Here is a 23,189-nt window from a genome sequence, read left to right on the forward strand (position 1 = left end):
CTACAGGCTGTTTCTGGAAGGGAGGTGCGCCTGCCGGCCTGCTTCGAGGCGACGACGCGGGCCGGCATTATCCATTCACGCGCAGTCCGGCGCATCGGGCAGTATTCCGATGCCGATCCGCGTCCATTTCCTACGCCCGCGTCGGAATTACCCGACAACAGAACGGGGCATTGTCGACGACCCGATACCGGCAAACTCCGATACCCGGAGGCCGCATCAACACCCGCAATAGGCCCTGCCATCAGCCGATGGTTTTCATCGAAGGGATACCGGAATGGGACAAAGCAAAGCCACGCTGGTGCTGCCGGCGGATCAGGTCACCCGCATCAACGAGCTGCTGCTCAACCTGGAGAACGAGCTGGTCCAGCTCACCGCCATGCAGCCGCAACAGCGCCAACGCCTGTTCAAGATGGGCCCGGGCTCGGAAGTGTTTGCCCGGCGCGCACTGGAAGCGCTGGAACAGAACCCGGACATCATTCCGCCCAGCCTGGCTGCGGAACTGCCCGGCGCCAAAGCCGACCTGCAGGGGATCGACCAGTTGCGCCCCATTCTGGACCGGCTCAACCGGCTGTGCAGCCGCGCCTCGGATACCGAAATGGCCTTGGGCAGCGATGTCATGAACGTGGCCCTGGAAGGCTACAACCAGCTCAAGGTCTCCGGCCGTGACAAGGGCCTTGATGCCTTGCGCAACGAGCTGGGGGTCCGCTTCAAGAAGGGCCAGCGCCGCGGCGGCAAGGTGCCGGAACCGGCGTAACACCGGGCCCCTCCCCGCGTCGTCATGCACAGGCCGCCTGCGGGCGGCCTGTTTTATTCCCGATAAAGCGGAAATACCGGTCGCGCATGCTGAAAACCACGCGGCGGGCTGAGCACGGCCACTCCACACCGCCGCGGAGCCTCCAGAAGCGTGAACGTCGTAACAAAAAACCTCAGCCGACAAGCAAAAAGCCTCACGTGACAGACAAAAAGCCTTAGCCGTCAGGCAAAAAGCCTCAACAGAGCAGCAAAAAACCTCACGCGTCAGGCAAACAGCCTTAACCGACGGGCAAAAAGCCTCACGTGACAGATAAAAAGCCTTGTGCGACAGGCAAAAAGCCGCATCCGGCAAGCAAATAACCTCATCGGAGCAACTCACAGCCTCAAGCGACACCCGGGGCTCCCCTATAGCGGATGACAGAGTCGCCCGCGATCTGTGCCGGGACTATGACAACCCGACCAGTGCGATGCGGGTGATGCGGCGGCACTGTCCCCCACGCTCCCGCACGCCTCGCCATTCAGGCATGCTGCACTCCCGCTCCCAAGCCCACACCGCCGATGACCCGCTACAAAGCCGCCGCCCTGCATTCCCTGCTCAGCCTGGCGCTGATCGGCCTGATCGCCGCCGTTGTCGTGCCGCTCTGGCACCCGTGGGGCATCTATCGTATTTCCGGGGTCCTACCGCTGTTGGCCATTCTGGCAGGCGTGCAGTTCGCAACGGGCCCACTGCTGACCCTCATCACCTACAGACAGGGCAAAAAAACCCTGCGGTTTGATCTGGCCGTGATCGGCCTGCTGCAAATGGGCTTCCTCGGCGTCGGCCTGTATACGCTATGGCAATCACGACCGGTATTTGTGGTGGCCAGCGGTGTGCGCATGGCGGTGGTACTTGCCAATGAAGTCAGTGAGACCGCCCTGAAGCAGGCGGCCCGACCCGAGTGGTCACACCCTTCATCCGGACGCCCAATCCTGGTGGGGCTGCAACAGGGAGCCGCAGGCAGCGACCAGCAGTCTGTGCTTTCCGCGTTTCTGAACACCGGCATGGACAGGGAGCAGCAGCCCCGCTGGTACCTGCCTTATGCAGAAACAGTCCCGCAACTGCTATCCAACGCAACGCCAAGCAATGCCGATGCATTGCCTGCCGAACCGGGTAACCCGGTGATGTTCCGGAGTCTCCCCATCGTCGCAACACACGGGCAGGGACGCATGGTGCTAAATGCCGATACCGGTATGCCAGTAAAGGCTGTTACCTACTGACGTAATGTGCAAAGGCTTGACAGTCAATACCGAATAACAACGCCTTTCGCCGCACACCTGCCAAGGTCGACACTCGCCGCCGGACATTCCGCAACCTGTTCAACGAGTGAAACCATGACAAGCCACTTATCCCCGTGACCCGCCAAACAACTACTCAGGAAGGTGATCACTTGGGTCGGCCATCCAGGCGCAGAATCGATTTTTGCGCCTGCATTAAGGGCGCCCGCTCATGAGAGGCGGACACCCATTCAATTCAGCACGCAACTGCCATCGCCACTGGTTCCGTCCATCTGGCAGGTGACCGTACGGGTTCCAGGTGATTGCGGGGTCGCCGTCACCGCCGTCCCGATAGCTGTGCCACCAGTGATCGTGGCGCATGCTTGGGCGACTGCCGTGGACGGTATTTCATCCCCATAGAGCACAGCCAGCGCACTGTTCGCATAAGCCTTGGCCTCGGCCATACAGGCATTTTCCGCCGCCTTTACCCGGTATTTATTGTAAGCAGGCAGGGCTATTGATGACAGGATGGCGATGATCGCCACGACAATCATCAGCTCAATCAAAGTGAAGCCAGATGCGGAACGACGCATATTGATACCCCCTTAATTCCCCAACCTAATCAACAGCAAGGACCGTGCCAATTGACGCCAACCGACAACCGATTCTAATTGACAGTCCATATGCATTGCTCCTCCCCAGAAAAACAAACCCCGCCTAAGCGGGGTTTGTCTGACTCAATGCAACGCCAGCGGATCAGGGGCCAGCAGCGAATCGGCAGGTTGCGGTCTGCTCCGAGCACTGGACAGTCTTGCCACCCGGATCCTTTGCAGTAAAGGTAGCAGCGTAATCCACCGGATCCTTCTCTGCGTTAGCTGCAGCAGGCGCAGTACCTGCATTGCAAGCAGCGGCGGTGTAGGTCGGAAGCGGATCCATGTCACCCTTCACGGCGGATACCCACGAGTTCATGTAGGCCTTGGCTTCGCCCATGCAGGCGTTGTCTGCCGACTTGACACGGTAGTTGTTGTAGGCCGGCAGTGCGATGGCCGACAGGATGGCAATGATCGCGACCACGATCATCAGTTCGATCAGGGTAAAGCCCTGCTGCTTCTTCATGAGTACATCCCCTAGAGGTTGGATTGTGAACATGGTTGCAGGCACCACGCCTGCCCCGCATGGGGTTACAAAGCAGGTTGCATGCCAACTATCTGAACAGCGCTCCTACTCCCCGTGGCAATGATGGCAGCAACGCCGCAGATTGGAAGCCCCGCATCAACGTAGTGCGAACCGGCCCGCAAAGTGACGCGGTGCGTCAGGTTGTGACGAATGGAGCAAGACATAACACGCCCAAGAACATTGCTAGATGGCGCGATGCTTCCCCCACAGCCTCTATAGCGGGAGAGTTAGGCCGGCAGCGGATTGGTGAAACGCCGCGGGGGCAGCTGGGAGCTGCCGACGTGACGGGCTTCGCCTATTTCGGCAGACGGGATGCCGCAGCAAGCCGTTACGGATACCATGCGAAGGTCGCCGGCCCGGGGAGGGCTGGCTGGGGAGCCCAGAGATATGTCCGCAACTCGTAACGCGATCGCCAAAGAGCCGGCTGCGCGCAGCACCAGCCAGATGCAGCCGTTTGTCTGGGAGGGAACAGACAAGCGCGGCGTCAAGATGAAAGGCGAGCAGGACGCCAAGAACGTCAACCTGCTCCGCGCGGAGCTTCGCCGCCAGGGCATCAATCCAACGGTGGTGAAACCCAAGCCCAAGCCGTTCTTCGGCGCTGCCGGCCACGCGGTCAAAGCGAAGGACATCGCCTTCTTCAGCCGCCAGATGGCGACGATGATGAAATCCGGTGTACCGATCGTCAGCGCGCTGGAAATTATCGGCGGTGGCCACAAGAATCCGCGCATGGCCAAGCTGGTGGGCACGATCCGCGCGGATCTGGAAGGCGGCTCCTCGCTGTATGAAGCCATCAGCAAGCACCCGGTGCAGTTCGACGAGCTGTACCGCAACCTGGTGCGCGCCGGCGAAGGTGCAGGTGTGCTGGAAACCGTGTTGGAGACCATCGCCAATTACCAGGAAAACCTGGAGACCCTGAAGGGCAAGATCAAGAAAGCCCTGTTCTATCCAGCGATGGTGATCGCAGTCGCCCTTCTAGTCAGCTCGATCCTTTTGATTTGGGTCGTCCCCCAGTTCGAAGACATCTTCAAGAGCTTCGGCACCGACCTGCCCGTATTTACTCAAATGATTGTCACTGCGTCCGACTTCATGGTCGGGTGGTGGTGGGCGATCCTGCTACTGGTCGTTCTGACGGTTGGTGGCATCAGCTTCATGTACAAGCGCTCTCCGCAAATGCAGCATGCACTTGACCGCATCATTCTCAAGGTTCCTGTGATCGGCCAGATCATGAACAACAGCGCGATTGCACGTTTCTCCCGGACGACGGCTGTCACGTTCAAGGCCGGTGTGCCCCTAGTGGAAGCCCTAGGTATCGTTGCTGGCGCAACTGGCAACAAGATATATGAGGAAGCCGTTCTGCGGATGCGCGACGACGTTTCGGTGGGCTACCCGGTCAACATGGCGATGAAACAGGTGAACCTGTTTCCACATATGGTGGTACAGATGACCGCCATCGGCGAAGAGGCCGGCGCACTGGACACCATGCTGTTCAAGGTGGCCGAGTATTTCGAGCAGGAAGTGAACAACGCGGTGGATGCGCTGAGCAGCCTGCTGGAGCCAATGATCATGGTCTTCATCGGCACCGTAGTCGGTGGCATGGTTGTCGGCATGTACCTGCCTATCTTCAAACTCGCCTCCACCGTTGGATAACTGATTCATGGCATTTCTCGACCAGAACCCCGGCCTGGGCTACCCCCTCGCCGCCGGGCTGGGGCTGCTGGTCGGCAGCTTCCTCAATGTGGTGATACTGCGCCTGCCCAAGCGCATGGAGTGGCAGTGGAAGCGCGATGCGCGCGAGATCCTGGAGGAGCCGGACATCTACGAGCCGCCGCCGCCGGGGATCGTCGTCGAGCCTTCGCACTGTCCGAACTGCAAGCACAAGCTCAGCTGGTACGAGAACATCCCGCTGTTCAGCTGGTTGATCCAGCGCGGCAAGTGCCGCCATTGCCTGGCTCCGATCTCGATCCAGTACCCGATTGTGGAACTGGTCACTGCACTGATGGTGCTGGCCAGCGTGTGGCAGTTCGGCTTCGGCTGGCAGGGTTTTGGCGCGATTGTGCTCAGCTGCTTCCTGGTGGCGCTGTCGGGCATCGACCTGCGCACCCAGCTGTTGCCCGATCAACTGACCCTGCCGCTGATGTGGCTGGGCCTGATCGGCAGCATGGACAGCCTGTACATCCCGGCCAAACCGGCCTTGATCGGCGCGGCGGTGGGCTACCTGTCGCTGTGGACGGTGTGGTGGCTGTTCAAGCAGATCACCGGCAAGGAAGGCATGGGCCATGGCGACTTCAAACTGTTGGCCGCGCTCGGCGCCTGGTGCGGATTGAAGGGCATCCTGCCGATCATCCTGCTGTCCTCGCTGGTAGGGGCGATTGTTGGCTCGATCTGGCTGTACTCGCGCGGTCGCGACCGTGCCACGCCAATCCCGTTCGGCCCCTACCTCGCGATTGCCGGCTGGCTGGTCTTCATGTGGGGCGACCAGATGATTGACGGCTATATGCGCATTGCCGGCTTGGCCTGATCTTCTGTTTTTGTGGGTGAAGTGGGCGATGTGGGGACCATCGCCTCTGCCTTTATCGAGCAGGGGAGAATGGCCGGGGAAGCTCCCCGCCGGGCCTTGCCCGGCGCTGCGGAAGCTTTGCAGCCGAGGGTCCCGCAGGCCGGTTGCCCACCGCGGGTGAAGCCCCGTCGCTACGGGTAATGCCCTTTGTCGCGATTCACGTCGCTCCTACACTGTTAACAGTTCCGGCGGGCACGCATATGAGCACCTTCATCGTTGGCCTGACCGGAGGCATCGCCTCGGGCAAGAGTGAAGTCAGTCGCCGCTTCGAGGCCCTTGGCATCACCGTGGCCGATGCCGACATCGCCGCGCGCGACGTCGTTGCCGTGGGCAGTCCGGCGCTGGAGGAGATTGTCGAACGGTTTGGCCCCGAGGCACTTCAATCCGACGGCGGCCTTGATCGCGCCTGGCTGCGCCGGCGCGTGTTCGCCGATCCCGTAGAGCGGCGGGCGCTTGAAGCCATCACCCACCCGGCGATACGCGCACGCTTGAAAGCCCTCTGTGAAGCGGCGCAAAGCCCCTATGCGATTGCTGCAATCCCCTTGCTGACCGAGGCCGGCGGCCGCTCCGGCTATCCCTGGCTGGATCGCGTTCTGGTGATAGACACGCCCGAGACCTGCCAGCTGTCACGCTTGCGCCGTCGCGACAGCATCGACGAAGCGCTCGCGCAGCGCATGATCCAGGCCCAGGCCACCCGCGCACAGCGGCTGGCACTGGCCGATGACATCATCGTCAATGAGGGAACACCCGAACACCTGCAACCCCAGGTGGAACAGCTGGACCGCCTGTATCGGCAACTTGCGCAGCGCTAGGCGATTCCCGCACACAGTACCGGGCTTCAGCCGCATCGCATTCCCGCCTGCCCATTCGGGCCGTACCCGGCAACGCCGGAAGCCACTCAGCCCGGCGTGAATGTCAGCGTTGCAATCACCCCGCGCACCTCACCCGGCCGGATCTGCACCTGCCATCCGTAAAGGGCGCACAGGCGACTGACGATGGACAGGCCGATACCACCGCCCTGCGAATGGCCGGCATGGGTACCGCGATAGCCGCGCTGGAACAGGCTCGCCGCATCTTTCTCGCTCAGGCCCGGGCCGCTGTCGATGACCTCGACGGCATTGTCCAGGACGCGGATCAGCACTTGGCCTTCCTGCGAATACTTCACCGCATTGCCCACCAGATTGCCCAGCGCGACCGACAACGCGGATTCCGGCGCATCCACCACCAGTTCGCGATTGCCTTCGAGCTTGAGCTCCAGCGGCTTGCCTCCCAGCTGCGCACGATGGGATTCCAGCAACTGCTCACCCACCCGCGCCACGTTGCTGCAACCCTGCCCGCGCTCGTTGCGCGAGAGCAGCAGCAGCGAGCCGATCAGATCACTGCACTGCTGCTCGGCCCGCTGGATGCGCTGCAGACGCTGCAATACCTTCTCATCCAGTCCGGGCCGCGAAAGGAGCAGCTCGGTGGCGCCACGGATCACTGCCAGCGGCGTACGCAGTTCATGGCTGACATCGGCATTGAACTCCCGGTCGCGCTGCACCACCTCGGTCAGGCGCGCCGAATAGTCGTCCAGCGCCTCGGCCAGCTGCCCCACTTCGTCGTCGGGGAAACGCGGGGCGAGCGGCTCGGGATGCTGGTTCCCGCCACGATAGGCCCGCAGGCGCGCCGCAAGATCCGACACCGGCCGCATCACCCGTGACGCCGACCACCAGCCCAGCACCCACGACAGCAGGCTGAAGACGATCACCGACAGGAACAGCGCGCGCTTGAGCTGCTGCTCGCCGCGTAACGCCTGGCCCATGTCATAGGCGATGAAGAACCAGGCATCGTCGGTCTTGCGCACGCCGACCTTGTAGGAGAACGGATTGCCCTCGGCATCCTGGCCACTGAAATTGTGGATGCCATCTTCAAGATGCTCCCACTCCGGATAGTCCCGGCGCAGGCCCTCCAGTTTGTCCGGCCGGAACAGGAACGCGCGCATCTGCTGGACCGGCGCCACCACATCGCGTCCACCACTCTGGATGTAGCTCTGCCAGGAGGCATCCAGGTTCCGGTTCATCACATCTTCGACCAGCTGGTTTTCCACCCGCATCCGCGCCCAGTTGGTGGCGAACGCGAACAGCGCGGTCAGGCAGAAGCCCAACAGCACGAACGAGACAATGATGCGACTGCGCAGACGACGGCGGTAGCGCCCCCGCTTGCGGACAGGCTCAGGCAATGCGCTTTCAGGCATCGGGAGCGGCGATGCGGTACCCGATGCCGTGACGGGTCTGGATCATCGGCACGTCAAACGGCTTGTCCACCACCGCGCGCAAACCATGGATATGCACACGCAGCGAGTCCGAGTCGGGCAACTCTTCGCCCCAGACGCGGGTTTCCAGTTCCTGCCGGGTCACTACCGCCGGCGAGGCTTCCATCAGCGCCTGTAGAATCTTCAGCGCGGTGGGATTGAGCTGCAGCAGCTTGCCTTGGCGACGCACTTCCAGCGTGTCGAGGTTGTACTCCAGCTCACCGACGTCCAGCACCCGCGTGTGCGTGCCCTTGCCACGACGCGAAAGCGCATTGAGCCGCACCTCCACCTCCTGCAACGCGAACGGCTTGATCAGGTAGTCGTCAGCGCCAGAGTCGAACCCGGCCAATTTGTTGTCCAACGAATCACGTGCGGTAAGCATCAGCACCGGCGTCTGCTTGCGGGCATCGTTGCGCAGCTTGCGGCAGACCTCGATGCCATCCATACCCGGCAGATTGAGATCGAGCACGATCGCGTCGAAATCATGCACCACTGCCAGGTGCAGGCCGGTGACGCCATCGGCGGCGAAGTCCACCGTATGCCCGCGATCCTCGAGGTAATCCCCCAGGTTGGCGGCGATGTCGCTGTTGTCTTCGATTACAAGAATTCGCACGGTTAAATGCCCCTTTGGGGATCACAATGGGTTGTTCGACAGGAAGGCGCTGGCTTGGTTCAGTATCGAAGCGCTGACTGATACCACCTGATGACCCTCATTCATCGACCATCCAGTGCCGCAGTCTAACTCGCCCCTGGTACCTTGCCGCCACACCTCCGCACTGTACCCAGTCGCTGGCGCCACCAACAAGAACCTTCCTGTCACAAAAAACAAGGCCCTGACGAAAACCGCCAGGGCCTGAAGATTCCCGATCACCGGACCCACTGAGGAGGGCTGGGTACAGTGGCAACAGCGTAGGTGTGGGTGGATTAAAGCGTTGTTAAAACCATGCAAACAAATCGCAGCGCGTCGTCAACGCTTGAGCTGGGTCACGTAGTCGATCATCTGCCCGGCCACGTCCCGGCCGGACACGCTCTCGATGCCCTCCAGTCCCGGGGTCGAATTGACCTCCAGCACCAGCGGCCCACGCGCGGAGCGGATCAGGTCCACACCCGCGATCCCCAGCCCGAGCGCACGTGCCGAACGCACCGCGACCAGCTGCTCGGCCTTGCTGCTGGTCACCGGCTCGGCGGTACCGCCGGCATGAAGATTGGAGCGGAAGTCACCGTCCTGGGCCTGGCGACGCATGGTCGCCACCACGCGGTCGCCCACCACCAGACAGCGCAGGTCGGCGCCCTGGGCCTCGGCAATGAATTCCTGCACCAGGAAGTTGGCATACAGGCCGCGCAGGGCCTCGACCGTGCCCTTGGACGCGCTGAGCTTCTCGGTGAGGATCACCCCGCGGCCCTGGGTGCCCTCGCTGAGCTTCACCACGTGCGGCGGCGGCCCAAGCATGGACAGCAGATCGTCGGTGTCGTCGGGGTTGTCGCCAAACACCGTCACCGGCATGTCGATGCCCTTGACCGCCAGCAGCTGGTGGGCCCGCAACTTGTCGCGGGCACGCAGGATCGCGTCGGAAGGATTGGGGGTGCGCGTGCCCATCATCTCGAACTGGCGCAGCACGGCGGTGCCATAACGGGTGATGGACGCGCCGATGCGCGGGATCACCGCATCGAAGCCGGTCAGCGGCTTGCCCTTGTAATGCATGCTGAAACCGCCTGCGGTGATGCGCATGTAGCAGCGCAGCGGATCGAGAATCCTCACCGTGTGCCCACGTGTGCGCGCCGCCTCGACCAGACGCCGGGTGGAATAGAGCTTGCTGTTGCGGGAGAGGATGGCGAGTTTCATCGCGGCGATGCAGGGGAAAGGCGCGCAGCATAGCGCGCGACTGCATGCCCGGATGAAGCCGGACACAGGTCTTCAACCCGTTGTGCGCAAGGCCACGATGACAAACAGAAGATCGAACAGAAAGGCCGGCGCCGGTGGCGTCCTATGCCAGGAACAGGTGCGCGAGGCACAGTGGAGCGGGTGAAGGGAATCGAACCCTCGTCGTAAGCTTGGGAAGCTTCTGCTCTACCATTGAGCTACACCCGCATCAGGCGGCAAGTCTATGCGCGGCGACCCCCGCAGCGCAACGGGCAACGACCCCGTATGAGAGGTTTCGGACAACAGGAAGGCGGTGCCGCCACAGCGACACCGCCTTCTGTTCACGACCCGGTTGGATCAGAAGCTGCCGCTGAAGCTGGCAAACAGGGTCACATCACGCGCGGACTTCTGCGCGGTGGTGGTGCTCAGGCCGATGTTGCTGTTCAGGCCCCACAGGTTCATACGCGCGCCCATCACCGCGGTGGCGTAATTGCGGTCGAACGCCAGCCCCGGCACCTTGTAGACGCCCACATCGGTCATGGTCTGCAGCCATGCACCGGCCTGCGCGCCGTCTTCGAACTCGTGGTCCCAGGTGAGCTGCGCGTACGGCTGCACGGCACCGCCCTCAAACCGTGCCTGCCAGCCGAGACGGCCCACGGTCGAATCGGCATCCTGGTCCTCGTAGCCGAGCGCGGTGGCGCTGGCATTGCTCTCGGTGTAGCCGTCCAGCTTCACCTGCTGCCAGACCACGCCGGCCACCGGACCGTGGCGGAAGCCGCCTTCCTGGCCGAACTCGTAGCCGGCGTTGAGCGCGGCGGTCAGGTTGCTGCCGTCCGGCGAGCCGGTGTGCTTGCGCGTCACCGGCCCCAGCTGCACGTTGCGGGTCACGTCATAGCCCAGCCAGCTGTAGCTGACCTGGCCATTGACCCACGCCCGTTCGCCATACCAGCCGGCGAACAGGCCCAGCGAGGTGTCGGTCTGGGTAAAGTCGCCGTTGCTGTTGCCGAAATCGGCATCCATACGGCCGTAGCCGGCAAAGCCACCGACAACCATGCCATCGCGCGCCCAGTCGATACCGAACAGGCCCGCTGGCGCCATGCCGTCATACAGATCGGCATGGTCGTAACGCTGCATATCACCGCGCACGCCACCCCACCAGCTCATGCCATCGGCCGGACGGGCACCGAGGTGGCCACTGACCTGGTCGGCGCGTGCACGGCCGACGGTCTGCGCCGAATGGCTCAGGACCTGCTGGAAGCGCGGCGCCTCCAGCAGCGAGATGGCGTACTGGCCCAGCATCGCGTGGGTCGCCGTGCTCGGATGCACGCCATCGGCGAACACGTAGGTACTGGCGGCGTTCGGCGCAACCGAGGTCGGCGGCGTGCAGGTCAGCGAGGAGGCGCCGAGGCAGGCCGGCTGGGTCGCATTGACGAAGCCGTAGCTGCGGTAGTCGGCAACGATTTCCTGCAGCAGGTGGAACGTATCGACCGGGATCACCTGCAGGCCCGCCTGCTTGAGACCGCCGAACAGCGCATCGTTGTAGCTCTTGGCCAGCGCGGTGCCTTGCGCCATCGCCAGCGGCCCGCCGGCGACCGAGGCCGGGGTCAGGCCGATATCAGGCAGGTTCGGCACCATCACGTACTGGGCGCCCGCGCCCTTCAGGGAACCGACGATACCGATCTGGTCGGTCACCGCCGCACCGATGATCGCCGCGGCCTGGGCCGGCGCCTTCTGCACCGCGAACAGGTCGTTGGCCCCGCCCCATACGGTATACAGCGCATTTGCATCGGCCTTGCCCCCATTGGCGGCGAGGTAGGCGGCGGTCTGCGCCTTCATCGACGGCACCTTCGGCAGCAGCGGGTTGAGCGGGTTGTCCACATCCACGCCGACCCGCGCGCCACCGGCGGCGTAGTTGTCACCGGTCTGGCCGTTGCCGTTGGCCGAGGCGTTGGTGCCGTAATGATCGGCCAGATGTTCCGCCCAGACCCAGCCCGGGTTGGTGGTGAAACGACCGACCAGGCTCGCATTGGGATCGGCCTTGACCAGGATCGGGCGGAAATAGCCGCTGTCGGTCAGGCTGTCGCCGAAGAACACCGTCTTGGAATACGGCGACTGCGCCATTGCGGGCACGGCAGCCAGCGCGATGGCCAGCGCCATGGCCGAACGCAGCGGACGGAAGAAATGGGACATGAGGAACTCCTGGTGTGAAAGAACGGGCGGCGTACGCCCCCGCACGGTGTTAGTTTTTCATTCAACCGTAAGAGGTACACGCTGCGCTGCCGCATGCGGCTGGGCATTTGTCCGCGCACTGGCGAAAATGGCCGTATGAACATCCAGCTCAACGGCGAACCCCGCCAGATCCATGCTCCCCTGACCGTCACCGGACTGCTCAGCGCCGAAGGCCTGGCCGAGCGTCGCGTCGCCGTGGAGATCAACGGCGAGATCATCCCGCGCAGCCAGCACCCCACCCGCCTGCTGCACGAAGCGGACCGGGTCGAGATCGTGCACGCGCTCGGTGGCGGCTGAGCGCGCATCGGCGCTGGATTGCCACCGGCCGCACGGCAAGCGCAGGCACGATGGGTGATAATTCGGCAATGAATGCACCTGTCCCAACCGATTCGCTGGTCATCGCCGGCAAGACCTATTCCTCCCGGCTGCTGACCGGCACCGGCAAGTTCAAGGATCTGGAGGAAACCCGCCTGGCCACCGAGGCCGCTGGCGCCCAGATCGTCACCGTAGCCATCCGTCGTACCAACATCGGCCAGACCCCGGGCGAGCCCAACCTGCTCGACGTGCTGCCGCCGGAGCGATTCACCATCCTTCCCAACACCGCCGGCTGCTACACCGCCGAGGACGCGGTGCGCACCTGCCGGCTGGCACGCGAGCTGCTCGACGGCCACAACCTGACCAAGCTCGAGGTGCTGGGCGACCAGAAGACCCTGTACCCGGACGTGATCCAGACGCTCAAGGCCGCCGAGCTGCTGGTCAAGGACGGCTTCCACGTGATGGTCTACACCTCCGATGACCCGATCCTGGCCAAGCGCCTGGAAGAGATCGGCTGCGCCGCGGTGATGCCGCTGGCCGCGCCGATCGGCTCCGGGCTGGGTATCCAGAACAAGTACAACCTGATCGAGATCATCGAAAACGCCAAGGTGCCGATCATTGTCGATGCCGGCGTCGGCACCGCCTCGGACGCGGCCATCGCGATGGAGCTGGGCTGCGACGGCGTGCTGATGAACACCGCCATCGCCGGTGCCCGCAACCCGGTGCTGATGGCCGGCGCGATGCGCAAGGCCGTGGAAGCCGGCCGCGAGGCGTTCCTGGCCGGACGCATCCCGCGCAAGCGCTACGCCAGCGCCTCCTCGCCACTGGAAGGGGTGATCGGCTGATGACCAATCCTTTTGAAAGCGCCGGCTCCAAGGCCCCGCCCAAGCCCTTCACCGTCGAGGAAGGCCATCGCGCCGTGCGCAGCTTCGTGCTGCGCCAGGGCCGTTTCACCCCCGCCCAGCAGCGCGCGTTCGACGATGCGTGGCCGCACTTCGGCATCGACTACAGTGGCCAACCGCGTGATCTGAACGCGCTGTTCGGGCGCGACGCGCCGAAGGTGATGGAGATCGGCACCGGCAATGGCGCCGCGCTGCGCTTTGCCGCCGGCTTTGACACCAGCCGTGATTACATCGGCCTGGAAGTGCACGCGCCGGGCGTCGGCCGCCTGCTCAACGACCTGGTGGCCGACAAGGCGACCAACGCCAAGGTCTACCACCACGACGCAGTGGAAGTGCTCAACCACGAGATCGCCGATGGCGCGCTGGATGAAGTGCGCATCTACTTCCCCGATCCGTGGCACAAGAAGCGCCACAACAAGCGCCGTCTGGTGCAGCCGGAGTTCGCCCAGCTGCTGGTGCGCAAGCTGCGCAGCGGCGGCCGCCTGCACCTGGCCACCGACTGGGAGCCCTACGCCGAACACATGTGGGACGTGCTCGATGCCACCGCCGGGCTGGTCAACCGGGCCGGCCCGCGTGGCCATGTGCCGCGGCCGGACTGGCGCCCGCAGACCCACTTCGAGACCCGCGGCCAGAAACTCGGCCATGGCGTCTGGGACCTGCTGTACGACAAGGTCTGACGCAGACACCGACAGGAACGCCCTCACCCCATGGATACCGCGCTCACGCTGACCACCGACATGAAGCTCGTCCTCGGGCTGGTCGGTTTCACGATGGCGATGTTCCTGTTCGAACGCATCCGCGCCGATGTGGTGGCGCTGGTGGTCATGGTGGTGCTGGGCGTCACCGGGCTGATCGCGCCGGAGGAGATCTTCGGCGGTTTCTCCGGCAACGCGGTGATGAGCATCATCGCCACCACCATCCTCGGCGCCGGACTGGACCGCACCGGCGCGCTGAACCGGCTGGCCGGCTGGCTGCTGCGGCGCTCGCACGGGCTGGAGCAGCGGCTGCTGCTGTTGACCAGCGCCACCGCCGGCCTGAACTCCTCGTTCATGCAGAACCCGTCGGTGATGGCGCTGTACCTGCCGGTCGCCTCGCGGCTGGCCTCGCGAACCGGACTGACGCTGCAACGGCTGCTGCTGCCGATTTCGGCGGCGATCGTGATGGGCGGTGCGCTGACCATGGTCGGCAACTCGCCGCTGATCCTGCTCAACGACCTGCTGATTTCGGCCAACAACAACCTGCCCTCCGGCAGCGCCACGATCGAGCCGCTGCGCATGTTCGCACCGCTGCCCATTGGCATCGCGCTGCTGGTCGCCTCGCTGCTGTACTTCCGTTTTTACGGCGACCGCAAACTCGCCCAGGACGAGAACGATGCCAACGGCGGCCAGACCCCGGCCCGCACCGAGAGCTACTTCGCCAAGGCCTACGGCATCGAAGGCGACGTGTTCGAGCTGCTGGTCACCGCCGAAAGCCCGCTGGTGGGCATGACCGTGGGCGAAGCGGAGAACCTGTTCGACGCCCCGTTGCTGCTGGCCCTGAAAACCGGTGATGACACCCGCCTGGCACCGCCGGCGGACATGCGCCTCTGGGTGGGCAGCGTGATCGGGGCGATGGGCCCCAAGCAGCAGGTGGCCGACTTCGCCCAGAACCAGTTCCTGCGCATGTCCTCGCGGCTGCGCAACCTGGGCGACCTGTTCAATCCGGCCCGCGCCGGCATCTCCGAGGCGGTCATCCCCTCGACCTCCAAACTGATCGGCAAGACCGCCGGCGAGCTGCGCCTGCGCAAGGAGCGCGGCATCAGCCTGCTGGCGATCAACCGCGACAAGCAGGTGATCCGCGAGGACGTGCGCAACGTGGCGCTGCGCAACGGCGACATGCTGGTGTTCCACAGCATCTGGCAGGACCTGGCCGCCGCGGCGGAAAGCCGCGACTTCGTCGTGGTCACCGACTATCCCAAGGGTGAGCAGCGCCCGCACAAGTTCAAGATCGCCATGGCGATCTTCGCCCTGACCATCATCATCGCGCTGACTTCCAAGCTGCCGGTCGCACTGACCCTGCTGACCGGCGTGGCCGGCATGCTGCTGACCGGCGTGCTGCGCATGGAGGAGGCCTACGCCTCGATCAACTGGAAAACCATCTTCATGATGGCCGGGCTGATCCCGCTGGGCTGGGCGATGGACAGCAGTGGCGCGGCGGCCTGGATCGCCGGCCACACCATCGACAAGCTGCCGCAGGGCATTCCCATCTGGGCGCTGGAGCTGGCGCTGGCCGTGCTCACCACCGCGTTCTCGCTGGTGATCAGCCATGTCGGCGCCACCATCGTGATGGTGCCCATCGCGGTGAATCTGGCGCTGGCGGTAGGCGGCAATCCCACCGCGTTCGCGCTGATCGTGGCGCTGTCGGCCTCCAACAACCTGATGACCGCCTCCAACCCGGTCATCTCGATGATCACCGGCCCGGCCAAGTACCTGCCGCGCGAACTGTGGCGCGTGGGCGCGCCGCTGTCGTTGATTTACACGCTGGTTGTGGTACTGATGATCAACCTGATGTTCTGAGTGCAGTGCGCGCCCCTGAGGCCTGCGCTGCTCCCCCGGCTCACGCTGAGCCGTGTTGTGCCGACCAGGAGTGTCCGCATGTCTTCAGTCCGTCCGCTGTCCCTGTTGCTCGCCCTGTCGCTGCTGCCACTGGCGGCATTGGCCCAGGACAACGACATCAGCCAGCCGCCCGCGCCGCACTGCATGGATGCACGCAAGGTGGACGATGTGCAGGTCATCGATACCGCCACACTGGCGCTGCGGCTCACCGATGGCGGCCGCTACCGGATGGCATTGCAGCAAGATTGCCCCGGCGTCGGCACCGAGCCGGTGCGTCTGCTCGCCCGGGGCGGCTGGTTTTGCGGGAACCCGGATGAAGCCATCCGTACCGCCACCGCCAGCTGCGCGGTGACCGCGGTCCAAGCCCAGGACAACCGCCAGTACGCCGAGCTGCTGCGCAGCCGCGCCGGCACGCCGGTCAGCAGCCTGCCCTCGGTCGCCGTCACCGGGACCACCCGGCACGGTTTTGCTGGCAGCAGCGATTACTGCGTCGGCACCCGCGAGCTTCGCTCCTGGAGCGAAGACCCGCAGGGCGTGGTGGTGGAAGTCTCGCCGCGCCGCTCCGGCGGCCACCGCTATTACCGGTTGGAGCTGGGCAGCTCCTGCGGCGATCTGAGCAATGCCGACACCCTGACCCTGCTCTCTGGGGTCGGTCTGTCCCAGGTCTGCGGCCACCCGGGTGACCGCCTGCAGCTGTCGCGCGCGCAGCCCACGCCGGTCAGGGGCCTCATTGAAGAAGGCGCGATCCCGCGACCGCTGATGCAGTCGCCGCTGGCCTCGAACTTCGGCTGCCCGATCGCCCGCGTCTACCCGCTGCCGGCCAAGTCCTGAGCGCAGTGCCGCCTCAGCCGGCCAGATAGACCTTGCCGTCGGCGATACGCAGCGGCACCGCCCGCAGGGTGTCGCCGCGGCACGGCCCGGCCACGCATTCGCCGTTGACCGTCTCGAAGCTGGCGCCGTGCACCGCGCACACCAGATGGCCCTCTTTGCTCTTGAGGAACTGGCCCGGTGCCCAGTCCAGCGCGCGACCGGCATGCGGACAGACATTGAGCCAGGCCCGCACCTGCTGCCCGTCGCGGTACAGCACCAGCGGCTCGGCATCGCCATCGATCACCGCCGCCACCGCATGGAAGCCCTGGTCGGGCAAGGCCTCGAGCACGGCCAGCTCGGTGGGGGCGGTAGCGGAGACAGACATGATGGACACCGGCACAGACAGGGGGCGGGGATTGTCGCATGCGCCCTCACCTGCCTTGCCGGAAGCTGAGCCCGGTACCGCTTTCGAGGAGATGCGCGTTACGGTTTAACGACAAATTCACGCTTGCTCTCGAGCTGTCACAGATACTGCGGCCAGCGCCACTGTCATCCTCACTTCATGCACATCCGCTATATCCAGTTCGCCAAGTTCCGCAACCTGTTCGAGCCGCGCAAACCACGCAATCCGCTGGTGCGGGTGGCCCTGGGCCTGCTCGGTCTGGCGATCCTGGCGGTACTGATCGTCGGCGGCCTGTTTGTCGGCGCGGCGATGATCCTGGTGGGCATCGGCTGGAAACTGCTGGCCTCACGCAAGGCGCGTCCCCTGCGCGAATCCGACCCCACGGTGGTCGATGCCGAGTACCGGGTGGTGCGCAAGGCGGCGCTGCCGCACGCGCGCTGAGCCGATCGCGCCCACCGATCTCCGCTAGACTTCCGCGTCGTTTCACCCGGACGCGAACCATGACCGATCTGATCCCCGCCCTGCCCCAGCCCCGCATCCCGGTGGCCGGCGGCGGTACGTTCCCCGTACATCGCATCTACTGCGTAGGCCGCAACTTTGCCGACCACGCGCGCGAGATGGGCGCCACCCCGCCCCCGGCCAGCGAACGCGGCCAGCCGATGTTCTTCATGAAGCCGGCCGACGCCATTGTTGTCGGCCAGGCACCGGTGCCGTATCCCCCGGCCACGGCCGATCTGCACCATGAGGTCGAACTGGTCGTCGCGCTCGGCCAGGACGCCCCGGCCGGCGTGCTGCCCGTGGATCAGGCGATGGCCCTGGTGCTGGCCTACGGCGTGGGCCTGGACCTGACCCGCCGCGATCTGCAGGCCGCGGCCAAGGCCAAGGGCGGGCCCTGGGACATCGCCAAGGGCTTTGATCATTCCGCCCCGGTCAGCACGCTGGTGCCGGCCGCGCAGGTGGGCGAGCTGGCGTCGCTGGAGCTGTCGCTGGAGATCAACGGCCAGCCGCGACAGAAATCCACGCTGGACCAGATGATCTGGAACGTGGCCGAGATCCTGCACGAGCTGTCCAAGCTCTATGCCCTGCGGGCCGGCGATCTGGTCTTCATGGGCACTCCGGCCGGCGTGGCCGCCCTGCAGCGCGGCGACAGCTTCAGCGCGCGGTTGGGGGATATCGCCCGCCGCGACGGCGTCGTCGTCTGATCACCGCCGCTGGAGTACGCTGCCAGCGGCGCCCACCTGGGAACGGAAAGAAAGGAGAAATACATGGGAATGATCAGTGAGTTCAAGGAATTCGCCATGCGCGGCAACGTCATCGACCTGGCGGTCGGTGTGGTGATCGGCGCGGCATTCGGCAAGATCGTCACCTCGCTGGTGGACAAGGTGATCATGCCGCCGATCGGCTGGTTGATCGGCCGCGTGGACTTTTCCAACCTGGCCTGGGAACTCTCGCCGGCCAAGCTCGGCGCCGACGGCAAGGAGATCCCGGCCGTGGTGATCGGCTATGGCGATTTCATCAACACGGTCATCCAGTTCGTGATCGTCGCCTTCGCCATTTTCATGCTGATCAAGGTGCTCAACCGCCTCTCGCGCAAGAAGGCCGAAGCGCCGGCCGCACCGCCCGAGCCGAGCGAGGAGGTGCTGTTGCTGCGCCAGATCCGCGACAGCCTCAACAAGGCATAACCGCGCCGGCGGTCGCCTGGCGGTGACCTCCAGCACAGGAGCACACAAGCCGCGGGCGCTATGCTCGCGGCTTTCCTGTTTCCGGAGCCTCACCGATGCGTCGACTCGCTTTCGCCATTGCCGCCGTGCTTGCCTGTGCCCCGGCACTGGCCGCGCCGACCCGCATTCCGCAGCCGGCGCTGGACACCGCCGCGCAGCTGCGCGAACAGGCGCTGGCCGACCGCACCGGCTGGCAGGTGGTCGAGTCGCTGACCACCGAAATCGGCCCGCGCATGGCCGGCAGCGAAGCCGATGCACGCGCGGTGGAATGGGCCAAGGCCAAGTTCAAGGCGCTGGGTTTCGACAAGGTATGGACCGAGCCGGTCACCTTCCCGAAGTGGGAACGCCGCAGTGAATCGGCCGCCGTGCTTGGCGCGCACCCGCAGCCGCTGACCATCACCGCGCTGGGCGGCAGCCCGGCCGGCACGGTCGAGGCCGAGGTGGTGCGCTTCGAGGGACTGGAAGCATTGCAGGCCGCACCGGCCGGCTCGCTGGCCGGCAAGATCGCCTATGTCGACTTCAGCATGACCCGCAAACGCGATGGCGCCGACTACGGCATCGGCGGCAGCGTGCGCAGCCGTGGCCCGTCCGAGGCCATCCGCAAGGGTGCGGTCGGTTTCATCATGCGCTCGGCCGGTACCGACTCGCACCGCATGCCGCACACCGGCATCACCCGCTTCGACGAGGGCCTGACCCCGGTGCCGGCAGCGGCACTGTCCGGGCCGGATGCCGACCAGCTCAACCGGCTGGTCGCGCGCGGCCCGACCCGCATCCGCATCGCGCTGGACTGCGGCTGGGACGGCAGCTACACCTCGCAGAACGTGATCGGCGAGATCACCGGCCGCAGCCTGCCCAAGGAAGTGGTGGTGATCGGCGGCCACCTGGATTCCTGGGACCTGGGCACCGGCGCGATCGATGACGGCGCCGGCATCGGTATCACCATGGCCGCCGGCCACCTGATCGGCCAGCTCGAGCAGGCGCCCAAGCGCACCATCCGGGTGATCGCCTTCGCCAACGAGGAACAGGGCCTGCACGGTGGCAAGGCCTATGCCGAAGCCCGGGCCAAGGCCGGCGAGATCGTGCAGCAGCACATCGCCGCCGAGAGCGACTTCGGCGCCGGCCGCATTTACGCCTTCAACACCGGCTCGGGCAACCCGGCCGACTCGCGCGAGGCCACCGCGCAGATCGCCAGCGTGCTGGCGCCGCTGGGCATCGAATACCGCGCGGGAGAGGGTGGCCCCGGCCCGGACGTGGGCCCGCTGGCGGCCAAGGGCGGCGCCTGGGCGTGGCTGGCGCAGGACGGGACCGACTACTTCGACCTGCACCACACCCCGGACGACACCCTGGACAAGATCGACCCGGCCGCGCTGGCGCAGAACGTGGCCGCCTACACCGTGTTCGCCTATCTGGCCGCCGAGTCCGAAGGCAGCTTCGGCAGCGAGGCCAAGGCCGTGGTGCCGCCGAAGGAGTAAGCGGCCACCGCCGCTGGACACCGGGAGCGCCCTTGCGGGCGCTCTTTTTTTGCCCGCAGCGGCACGCCCAGCGCAATCCTGCCCGCGCCCCTGCGGGTGCCCGCCCCGCCACTACGCACAATTTCAGAACAATCGAGCAAAAATCGCTCGGCATCGACCATATATCGCTCGCGTGCGACCGAAAAATGGTCGTGAGCGACCGAAAATCACTCGCGCATGGCCGAAAAATGGTCGTGACCGACCAGAAATCGCTCGTGCACGGCCGAAAAATGGTCGCGAGCGACCAAAAATCGCTCGTGTACGGCCGGAAAATGGTCGTGAGCGACCAGAAATCGCTCGCGCACGGCCGCAAAACGGTCGCGCACGAGCCGGGAACGGCCAGCGGACAAAACAAAGGCGCCCTGCGGCGCCTTTGTCATCCCGCCCCCGCGGTAGCTCAGGCCACGCCGTGGTTCCGGCGCCAGCTGGCCAGGAACACCGCCGTGGCCGAAGCCACGTTCAGGCTTTCCACCGCGCCCGTGCCCGGGATCGACAGGCGCAGGTCGCAGCCCTGCGCGAATTCGCGGTCCATGCCCTGCCCTTCGGCGCCCATCACATAGACCATGCGCGCCGGCAGTGCCGTGTTGAACACATCGTCGCCGTCCTCGACCAGCGTCGCGGCCAGGCTGAAGCCGGCATCGCGCAGCTGCGCCATGGCCTGCGGCAGTGCCGGCAGGCGCACCAGCGAGACGAACTCGGCGCCGCCCTCGGCCACCCGTGCCGCGGCGCCGGACAGGGCCAGCGTCGATTCAGACGGCAGCAGGATCGCGTTGACCCCGAAATGCGCGGCCGAGCGCAGGATCGCGCCGAAGTTGTGCGGATTACCCACGCCATCGAGCCACAGCGCCAGCACCGGGCCGTCCTGCAGTCCACCCAGCCAGGTCGCCAGCGGCAGCGGCTCGGTACGCAGCACGTCGGCCACCACGCCTTCGTGGTGGGTGGTCGCCGCCAGCTTGTTCAGATCGCCCTCGCCCACCACGCGGTAGCCGACGCGGTTGGCCACGCACCACTTCAGCATCGGCTGCAGGCGCGGGATCATCGCCTCGGCCAGGTACAGCTTGCGCATGGCCTCCGGGCGGCGCGCGAACATGGTCTGCACGGCATTGACGCCGTACAGGCGCAGCTCGTCGTTGCCGCGGATCGGCGGGCCGCCGGCGCCACCCTCACGCGATGGCGCCGGCGGGATCGCCCGCGGCGGGCGGGCGGAAGGACGGCGGTTGTTCCAGGGATTGCTCACTGCATGTCTCTCTTATTTTTTGGCGCGCCAGAAATCGGCGTTCTTGATGCCCAGCGCATCCGGATCGAAGACCGGGTCCAGCCCCAGTTTCTTCTGCCGTTCGTAATCGCGCAGCGCCAGCATTGCCGGCTTCTGCAGGATGAAGATGGCGATGACGTTCAGCCAGGCCATCAGACCGACGCCGATATCACCCAGCGCCCACGCCATTTTGGCATTGTGGAAGGCACCGAACACGACCATGCCCATGATGCCCAGGCGCAGCACCAGCGTCGCGGCCGGGTGGGTGCGGTTGCTGCCGGCCAGGTAGGTGAGGTTGGTTTCGGCCATGTAGTAATAGGCCATGATCGTGGTGAAGGCGAAGAAGAACAGCGCGATCGCCACGAAGCCGGCGCCCCAGCCGGGCATGACCGATTCCACCGCGGCCTGGGTGAACAGCGCCCCTTCGGAAGGCTGCACGCCGGGCACGCCGCTGATGATGGCCTCCAGCTTGCTCACGCCGCCCTCGGTGACTTCGCGGAACACGTTGTACATGCCGGTGGACAGCACCAGGAACGCGGTGGAGGTGCACACCAGCATGGTGTCGAAGTAGATCGCAAAGGCCTGCACATAGCCCTGCTTGGCCGGGTGCGAGACCTCGGCAGCGGCGGCGGCGTGCGGACCGGTGCCCTGGCCGGCCTCGTTGGCGTAGATGCCGCGCTTGACGCCCCAGGCGATGGCCTGGCCGATGATGCCGCCGAAGGCAGCATGCGCGCCGAAGGCGCTGGAGAAGATGTCGGCGAACATCGTCGGCACCTTGCTGGCATTGAGCATCATCACCACGATGGCCATCAGGATGAAGCCCAGCGCCATGAACGGCACGATCACCTCGGCGAAGCTGGCGATGCGCTTGACCCCGCCGAAGATGATCACGCCCAGCAGCGTGGCCACCAGCAGACCGATCCACAGCTTCAGGCTGGCCGCGCCGCCGACCACCGCGCAGGCGTCACCGCCGGTGCACAGCGCATTGACCGCACTGTCGGCGATCGCGTTGGCCTGCACGCCCGGCAGCAGGAAACCGGCGGCGATGACCGTGGCCACCGCGAAGGTTGCCGCATACCACTTCAGCCCCATCGCCTTTTCGATGTAGTAGGCCGGACCACCGCGGTAGCGGCCCTCGGCGTCCTTGACCTTGTAGATCTGCGCCAGGGTGGATTCCACATAGGAGGTGGAGGCGCCGAGGAAGCCCATCACCCACATCCAGAAGATCGCGCCGGGGCCGCCGTAGGCGATGGCGGTAGCCACGCCGGCGATGTTGCCCACGCCCATGCGCCCGGCCATCGACATGGCCAGCGCCTGGAAGGAGGACACACCGGCCTCGGACTTCTGCCCGCGCACCGTCAGCCGGCACATCTCGGCAAACCCGCGGATCTGCATGACGCGCGTGCGCAGCGTGAACCACAGTCCCGCGCCCAGACACATGAAAATGAGCGCATTGCTCCAGATGATGCCGTTGACGAATTCGACGATAGATTCCACGTAGTTCCCCGGAAAGCTGAAAGTGGCCGGCCCCGGTCTACGGGACCGGCCGATTTTTCCA

The 23,189-nt window shown here is 65.2% G+C and carries 24 protein-coding genes and 1 tRNA gene; 14 read left to right on the forward strand and 11 right to left on the reverse strand.

The window, feature by feature from the left end:
• The first annotated feature begins 274 nt into the window (after positions 1–274).
• A complete protein-coding gene (locus tag ACVOMH_RS01670) occupies positions 275–754 on the forward strand; it encodes a hypothetical protein (protein WP_054660738.1) in 480 nt (159 codons plus the stop codon).
• Between the two features lie 557 nt (positions 755–1,311).
• Positions 1,312–2,010, forward strand: a complete 699-nt coding sequence (locus tag ACVOMH_RS01675) for a hypothetical protein (RefSeq protein WP_481550830.1) — start codon at positions 1,312–1,314, stop codon at positions 2,008–2,010.
• 248 nt (positions 2,011–2,258) lie between these two features.
• Here the strand turns inward: ACVOMH_RS01675 and ACVOMH_RS01680 are convergent, their stop codons facing one another.
• Together ACVOMH_RS01680 and ACVOMH_RS01685 are read right to left on the reverse strand one after the other, a co-directional pair.
• Positions 2,259–2,600, reverse strand: coding sequence for a type IV pilin protein (locus ACVOMH_RS01680; protein ID WP_481550831.1), 342 nt, complete (start codon positions 2,598–2,600; stop codon positions 2,259–2,261).
• A gap of 163 nt (positions 2,601–2,763) precedes the next feature.
• Positions 2,764–3,123 carry a prepilin-type N-terminal cleavage/methylation domain-containing protein gene (locus tag ACVOMH_RS01685; protein WP_481550832.1) on the reverse strand — a complete coding sequence of 120 codons (360 nt, stop codon included), beginning with the start codon at positions 3,121–3,123 and terminating at the stop codon, positions 2,764–2,766.
• 447 nt (positions 3,124–3,570) lie between these two features.
• Here ACVOMH_RS01685 and ACVOMH_RS01690 point away from each other — a divergent pair, with 447 nt between their 5' ends.
• The 3 genes from ACVOMH_RS01690 to coaE all read left to right on the forward strand — a co-directional run bounded on the left by ACVOMH_RS01690 (position 3,571) and on the right by coaE (position 6,552).
• Positions 3,571–4,830 carry a type II secretion system F family protein gene (locus ACVOMH_RS01690; RefSeq protein WP_481550833.1) on the forward strand — a complete coding sequence of 420 codons (1,260 nt, stop codon included), beginning with the start codon at positions 3,571–3,573 and terminating at the stop codon, positions 4,828–4,830.
• A 7-nt stretch (positions 4,831–4,837) separates the two neighbouring features.
• On the forward strand, positions 4,838–5,701 hold the full coding sequence (locus tag ACVOMH_RS01695; RefSeq protein ID WP_481550834.1) for a prepilin peptidase: 864 nt from the start codon (positions 4,838–4,840) through the stop codon (positions 5,699–5,701).
• 239 nt (positions 5,702–5,940) lie between these two features.
• Entirely contained in the window at positions 5,941–6,552 is a 612-nt protein-coding gene (gene coaE / locus ACVOMH_RS01700; protein WP_481550835.1) for a dephospho-CoA kinase, read from the forward strand.
• 86 nt (positions 6,553–6,638) lie between these two features.
• On the opposite strand, the gene ACVOMH_RS01705 is transcribed toward coaE, so the two are convergent.
• The 5 genes from ACVOMH_RS01705 to ACVOMH_RS01725 all read right to left on the reverse strand — a co-directional run bounded on the left by ACVOMH_RS01705 (position 6,639) and on the right by ACVOMH_RS01725 (position 12,048).
• Positions 6,639–7,973, reverse strand: coding sequence for a sensor histidine kinase (locus ACVOMH_RS01705; protein WP_481523755.1), 1,335 nt, complete (start codon positions 7,971–7,973; stop codon positions 6,639–6,641).
• Complete coding sequence (locus ACVOMH_RS01710) at positions 7,966–8,643, reverse strand: response regulator transcription factor (RefSeq protein ID WP_054657328.1); 678 nt, start codon at positions 8,641–8,643, stop codon at positions 7,966–7,968. The genes ACVOMH_RS01705 and ACVOMH_RS01710 overlap by 8 nt, the downstream gene beginning before the upstream one ends.
• A gap of 354 nt (positions 8,644–8,997) precedes the next feature.
• On the reverse strand, positions 8,998–9,873 hold the full coding sequence (gene rimK / locus ACVOMH_RS01715; protein ID WP_481550836.1) for a 30S ribosomal protein S6--L-glutamate ligase: 876 nt from the start codon (positions 9,871–9,873) through the stop codon (positions 8,998–9,000).
• A gap of 172 nt (positions 9,874–10,045) precedes the next feature.
• Positions 10,046–10,119 (reverse strand) — tRNA-Gly (locus ACVOMH_RS01720).
• A 129-nt stretch (positions 10,120–10,248) separates the two neighbouring features.
• Positions 10,249–12,048, reverse strand: coding sequence for an autotransporter outer membrane beta-barrel domain-containing protein (locus ACVOMH_RS01725; RefSeq protein WP_481551144.1), 1,800 nt, complete (start codon positions 12,046–12,048; stop codon positions 10,249–10,251).
• 168 nt (positions 12,049–12,216) lie between these two features.
• Between ACVOMH_RS01725 and thiS the strand changes: the two genes are divergently transcribed.
• From thiS to ACVOMH_RS01750, 5 genes are all read left to right on the forward strand, one after another.
• Entirely contained in the window at positions 12,217–12,417 is a 201-nt protein-coding gene (thiS, locus tag ACVOMH_RS01730; protein WP_054657339.1) for a sulfur carrier protein ThiS, read from the forward strand.
• Positions 12,418–12,485: 68 nt separating this feature from the next.
• A complete protein-coding gene (locus ACVOMH_RS01735) occupies positions 12,486–13,280 on the forward strand; it encodes a thiazole synthase (protein WP_481550837.1) in 795 nt (264 codons plus the stop codon).
• Positions 13,280–14,014 (forward strand): tRNA (guanosine(46)-N7)-methyltransferase TrmB, encoded by a 735-nt coding sequence (gene trmB / locus ACVOMH_RS01740; protein ID WP_054657322.1) that lies wholly within the window; start codon positions 13,280–13,282, stop codon positions 14,012–14,014. Before ACVOMH_RS01735 ends, trmB begins: the two co-directional genes overlap by 1 nt.
• A gap of 30 nt (positions 14,015–14,044) precedes the next feature.
• Positions 14,045–15,892, forward strand: coding sequence for an SLC13 family permease (locus tag ACVOMH_RS01745; protein ID WP_481550838.1), 1,848 nt, complete (start codon positions 14,045–14,047; stop codon positions 15,890–15,892).
• A gap of 78 nt (positions 15,893–15,970) precedes the next feature.
• Entirely contained in the window at positions 15,971–16,762 is a 792-nt protein-coding gene (locus ACVOMH_RS01750; protein WP_481550839.1) for a DUF6491 family protein, read from the forward strand.
• A gap of 13 nt (positions 16,763–16,775) precedes the next feature.
• Here ACVOMH_RS01750 and ACVOMH_RS01755 read toward each other — a convergent pair whose 3' ends face one another.
• Complete coding sequence (locus ACVOMH_RS01755) at positions 16,776–17,126, reverse strand: Rieske (2Fe-2S) protein (protein WP_481550840.1); 351 nt, start codon at positions 17,124–17,126, stop codon at positions 16,776–16,778.
• A gap of 177 nt (positions 17,127–17,303) precedes the next feature.
• Between ACVOMH_RS01755 and ACVOMH_RS01760 the strand changes: the two genes are divergently transcribed.
• The 4 genes from ACVOMH_RS01760 to ACVOMH_RS01775 all read left to right on the forward strand — a co-directional run bounded on the left by ACVOMH_RS01760 (position 17,304) and on the right by ACVOMH_RS01775 (position 20,337).
• Positions 17,304–17,585, forward strand: a complete 282-nt coding sequence (locus ACVOMH_RS01760; RefSeq protein ID WP_481550841.1) for a hypothetical protein — start codon at positions 17,304–17,306, stop codon at positions 17,583–17,585.
• Between the two features lie 59 nt (positions 17,586–17,644).
• Positions 17,645–18,346 (forward strand): fumarylacetoacetate hydrolase family protein, encoded by a 702-nt coding sequence (locus ACVOMH_RS01765; protein WP_481550842.1) that lies wholly within the window; start codon positions 17,645–17,647, stop codon positions 18,344–18,346.
• A gap of 63 nt (positions 18,347–18,409) precedes the next feature.
• On the forward strand, positions 18,410–18,826 hold the full coding sequence (gene mscL, locus ACVOMH_RS01770) for a large-conductance mechanosensitive channel protein MscL (RefSeq protein ID WP_481524614.1): 417 nt from the start codon (positions 18,410–18,412) through the stop codon (positions 18,824–18,826).
• A gap of 95 nt (positions 18,827–18,921) precedes the next feature.
• On the forward strand, positions 18,922–20,337 hold the full coding sequence (locus ACVOMH_RS01775; protein ID WP_481550843.1) for a M28 family peptidase: 1,416 nt from the start codon (positions 18,922–18,924) through the stop codon (positions 20,335–20,337).
• A gap of 206 nt (positions 20,338–20,543) precedes the next feature.
• Here the strand turns inward: ACVOMH_RS01775 and ACVOMH_RS01780 are convergent, their stop codons facing one another.
• Genes ACVOMH_RS01780 through ACVOMH_RS01790 form a run of 3 tightly spaced genes read right to left on the reverse strand, consistent with a single transcriptional unit; the run spans position 20,544 to position 23,128 of the window.
• Positions 20,544–20,756 (reverse strand): hypothetical protein, encoded by a 213-nt coding sequence (locus ACVOMH_RS01780; protein ID WP_481550844.1) that lies wholly within the window; start codon positions 20,754–20,756, stop codon positions 20,544–20,546.
• A gap of 17 nt (positions 20,757–20,773) precedes the next feature.
• Positions 20,774–21,613, reverse strand: a complete 840-nt coding sequence (locus ACVOMH_RS01785) for a TrmH family RNA methyltransferase (RefSeq protein WP_481550845.1) — start codon at positions 21,611–21,613, stop codon at positions 20,774–20,776.
• 12 nt (positions 21,614–21,625) lie between these two features.
• Positions 21,626–23,128: an alanine/glycine:cation symporter family protein gene (locus ACVOMH_RS01790; protein ID WP_481550846.1), complete on the reverse strand. Its 1,503-nt coding sequence runs from the start codon at positions 23,126–23,128 to the stop codon at positions 21,626–21,628.
• Positions 23,129–23,189: the final 61 nt, after the last annotated feature.

The organism is Stenotrophomonas sp. STEN013 (assembly GCF_056760355.1).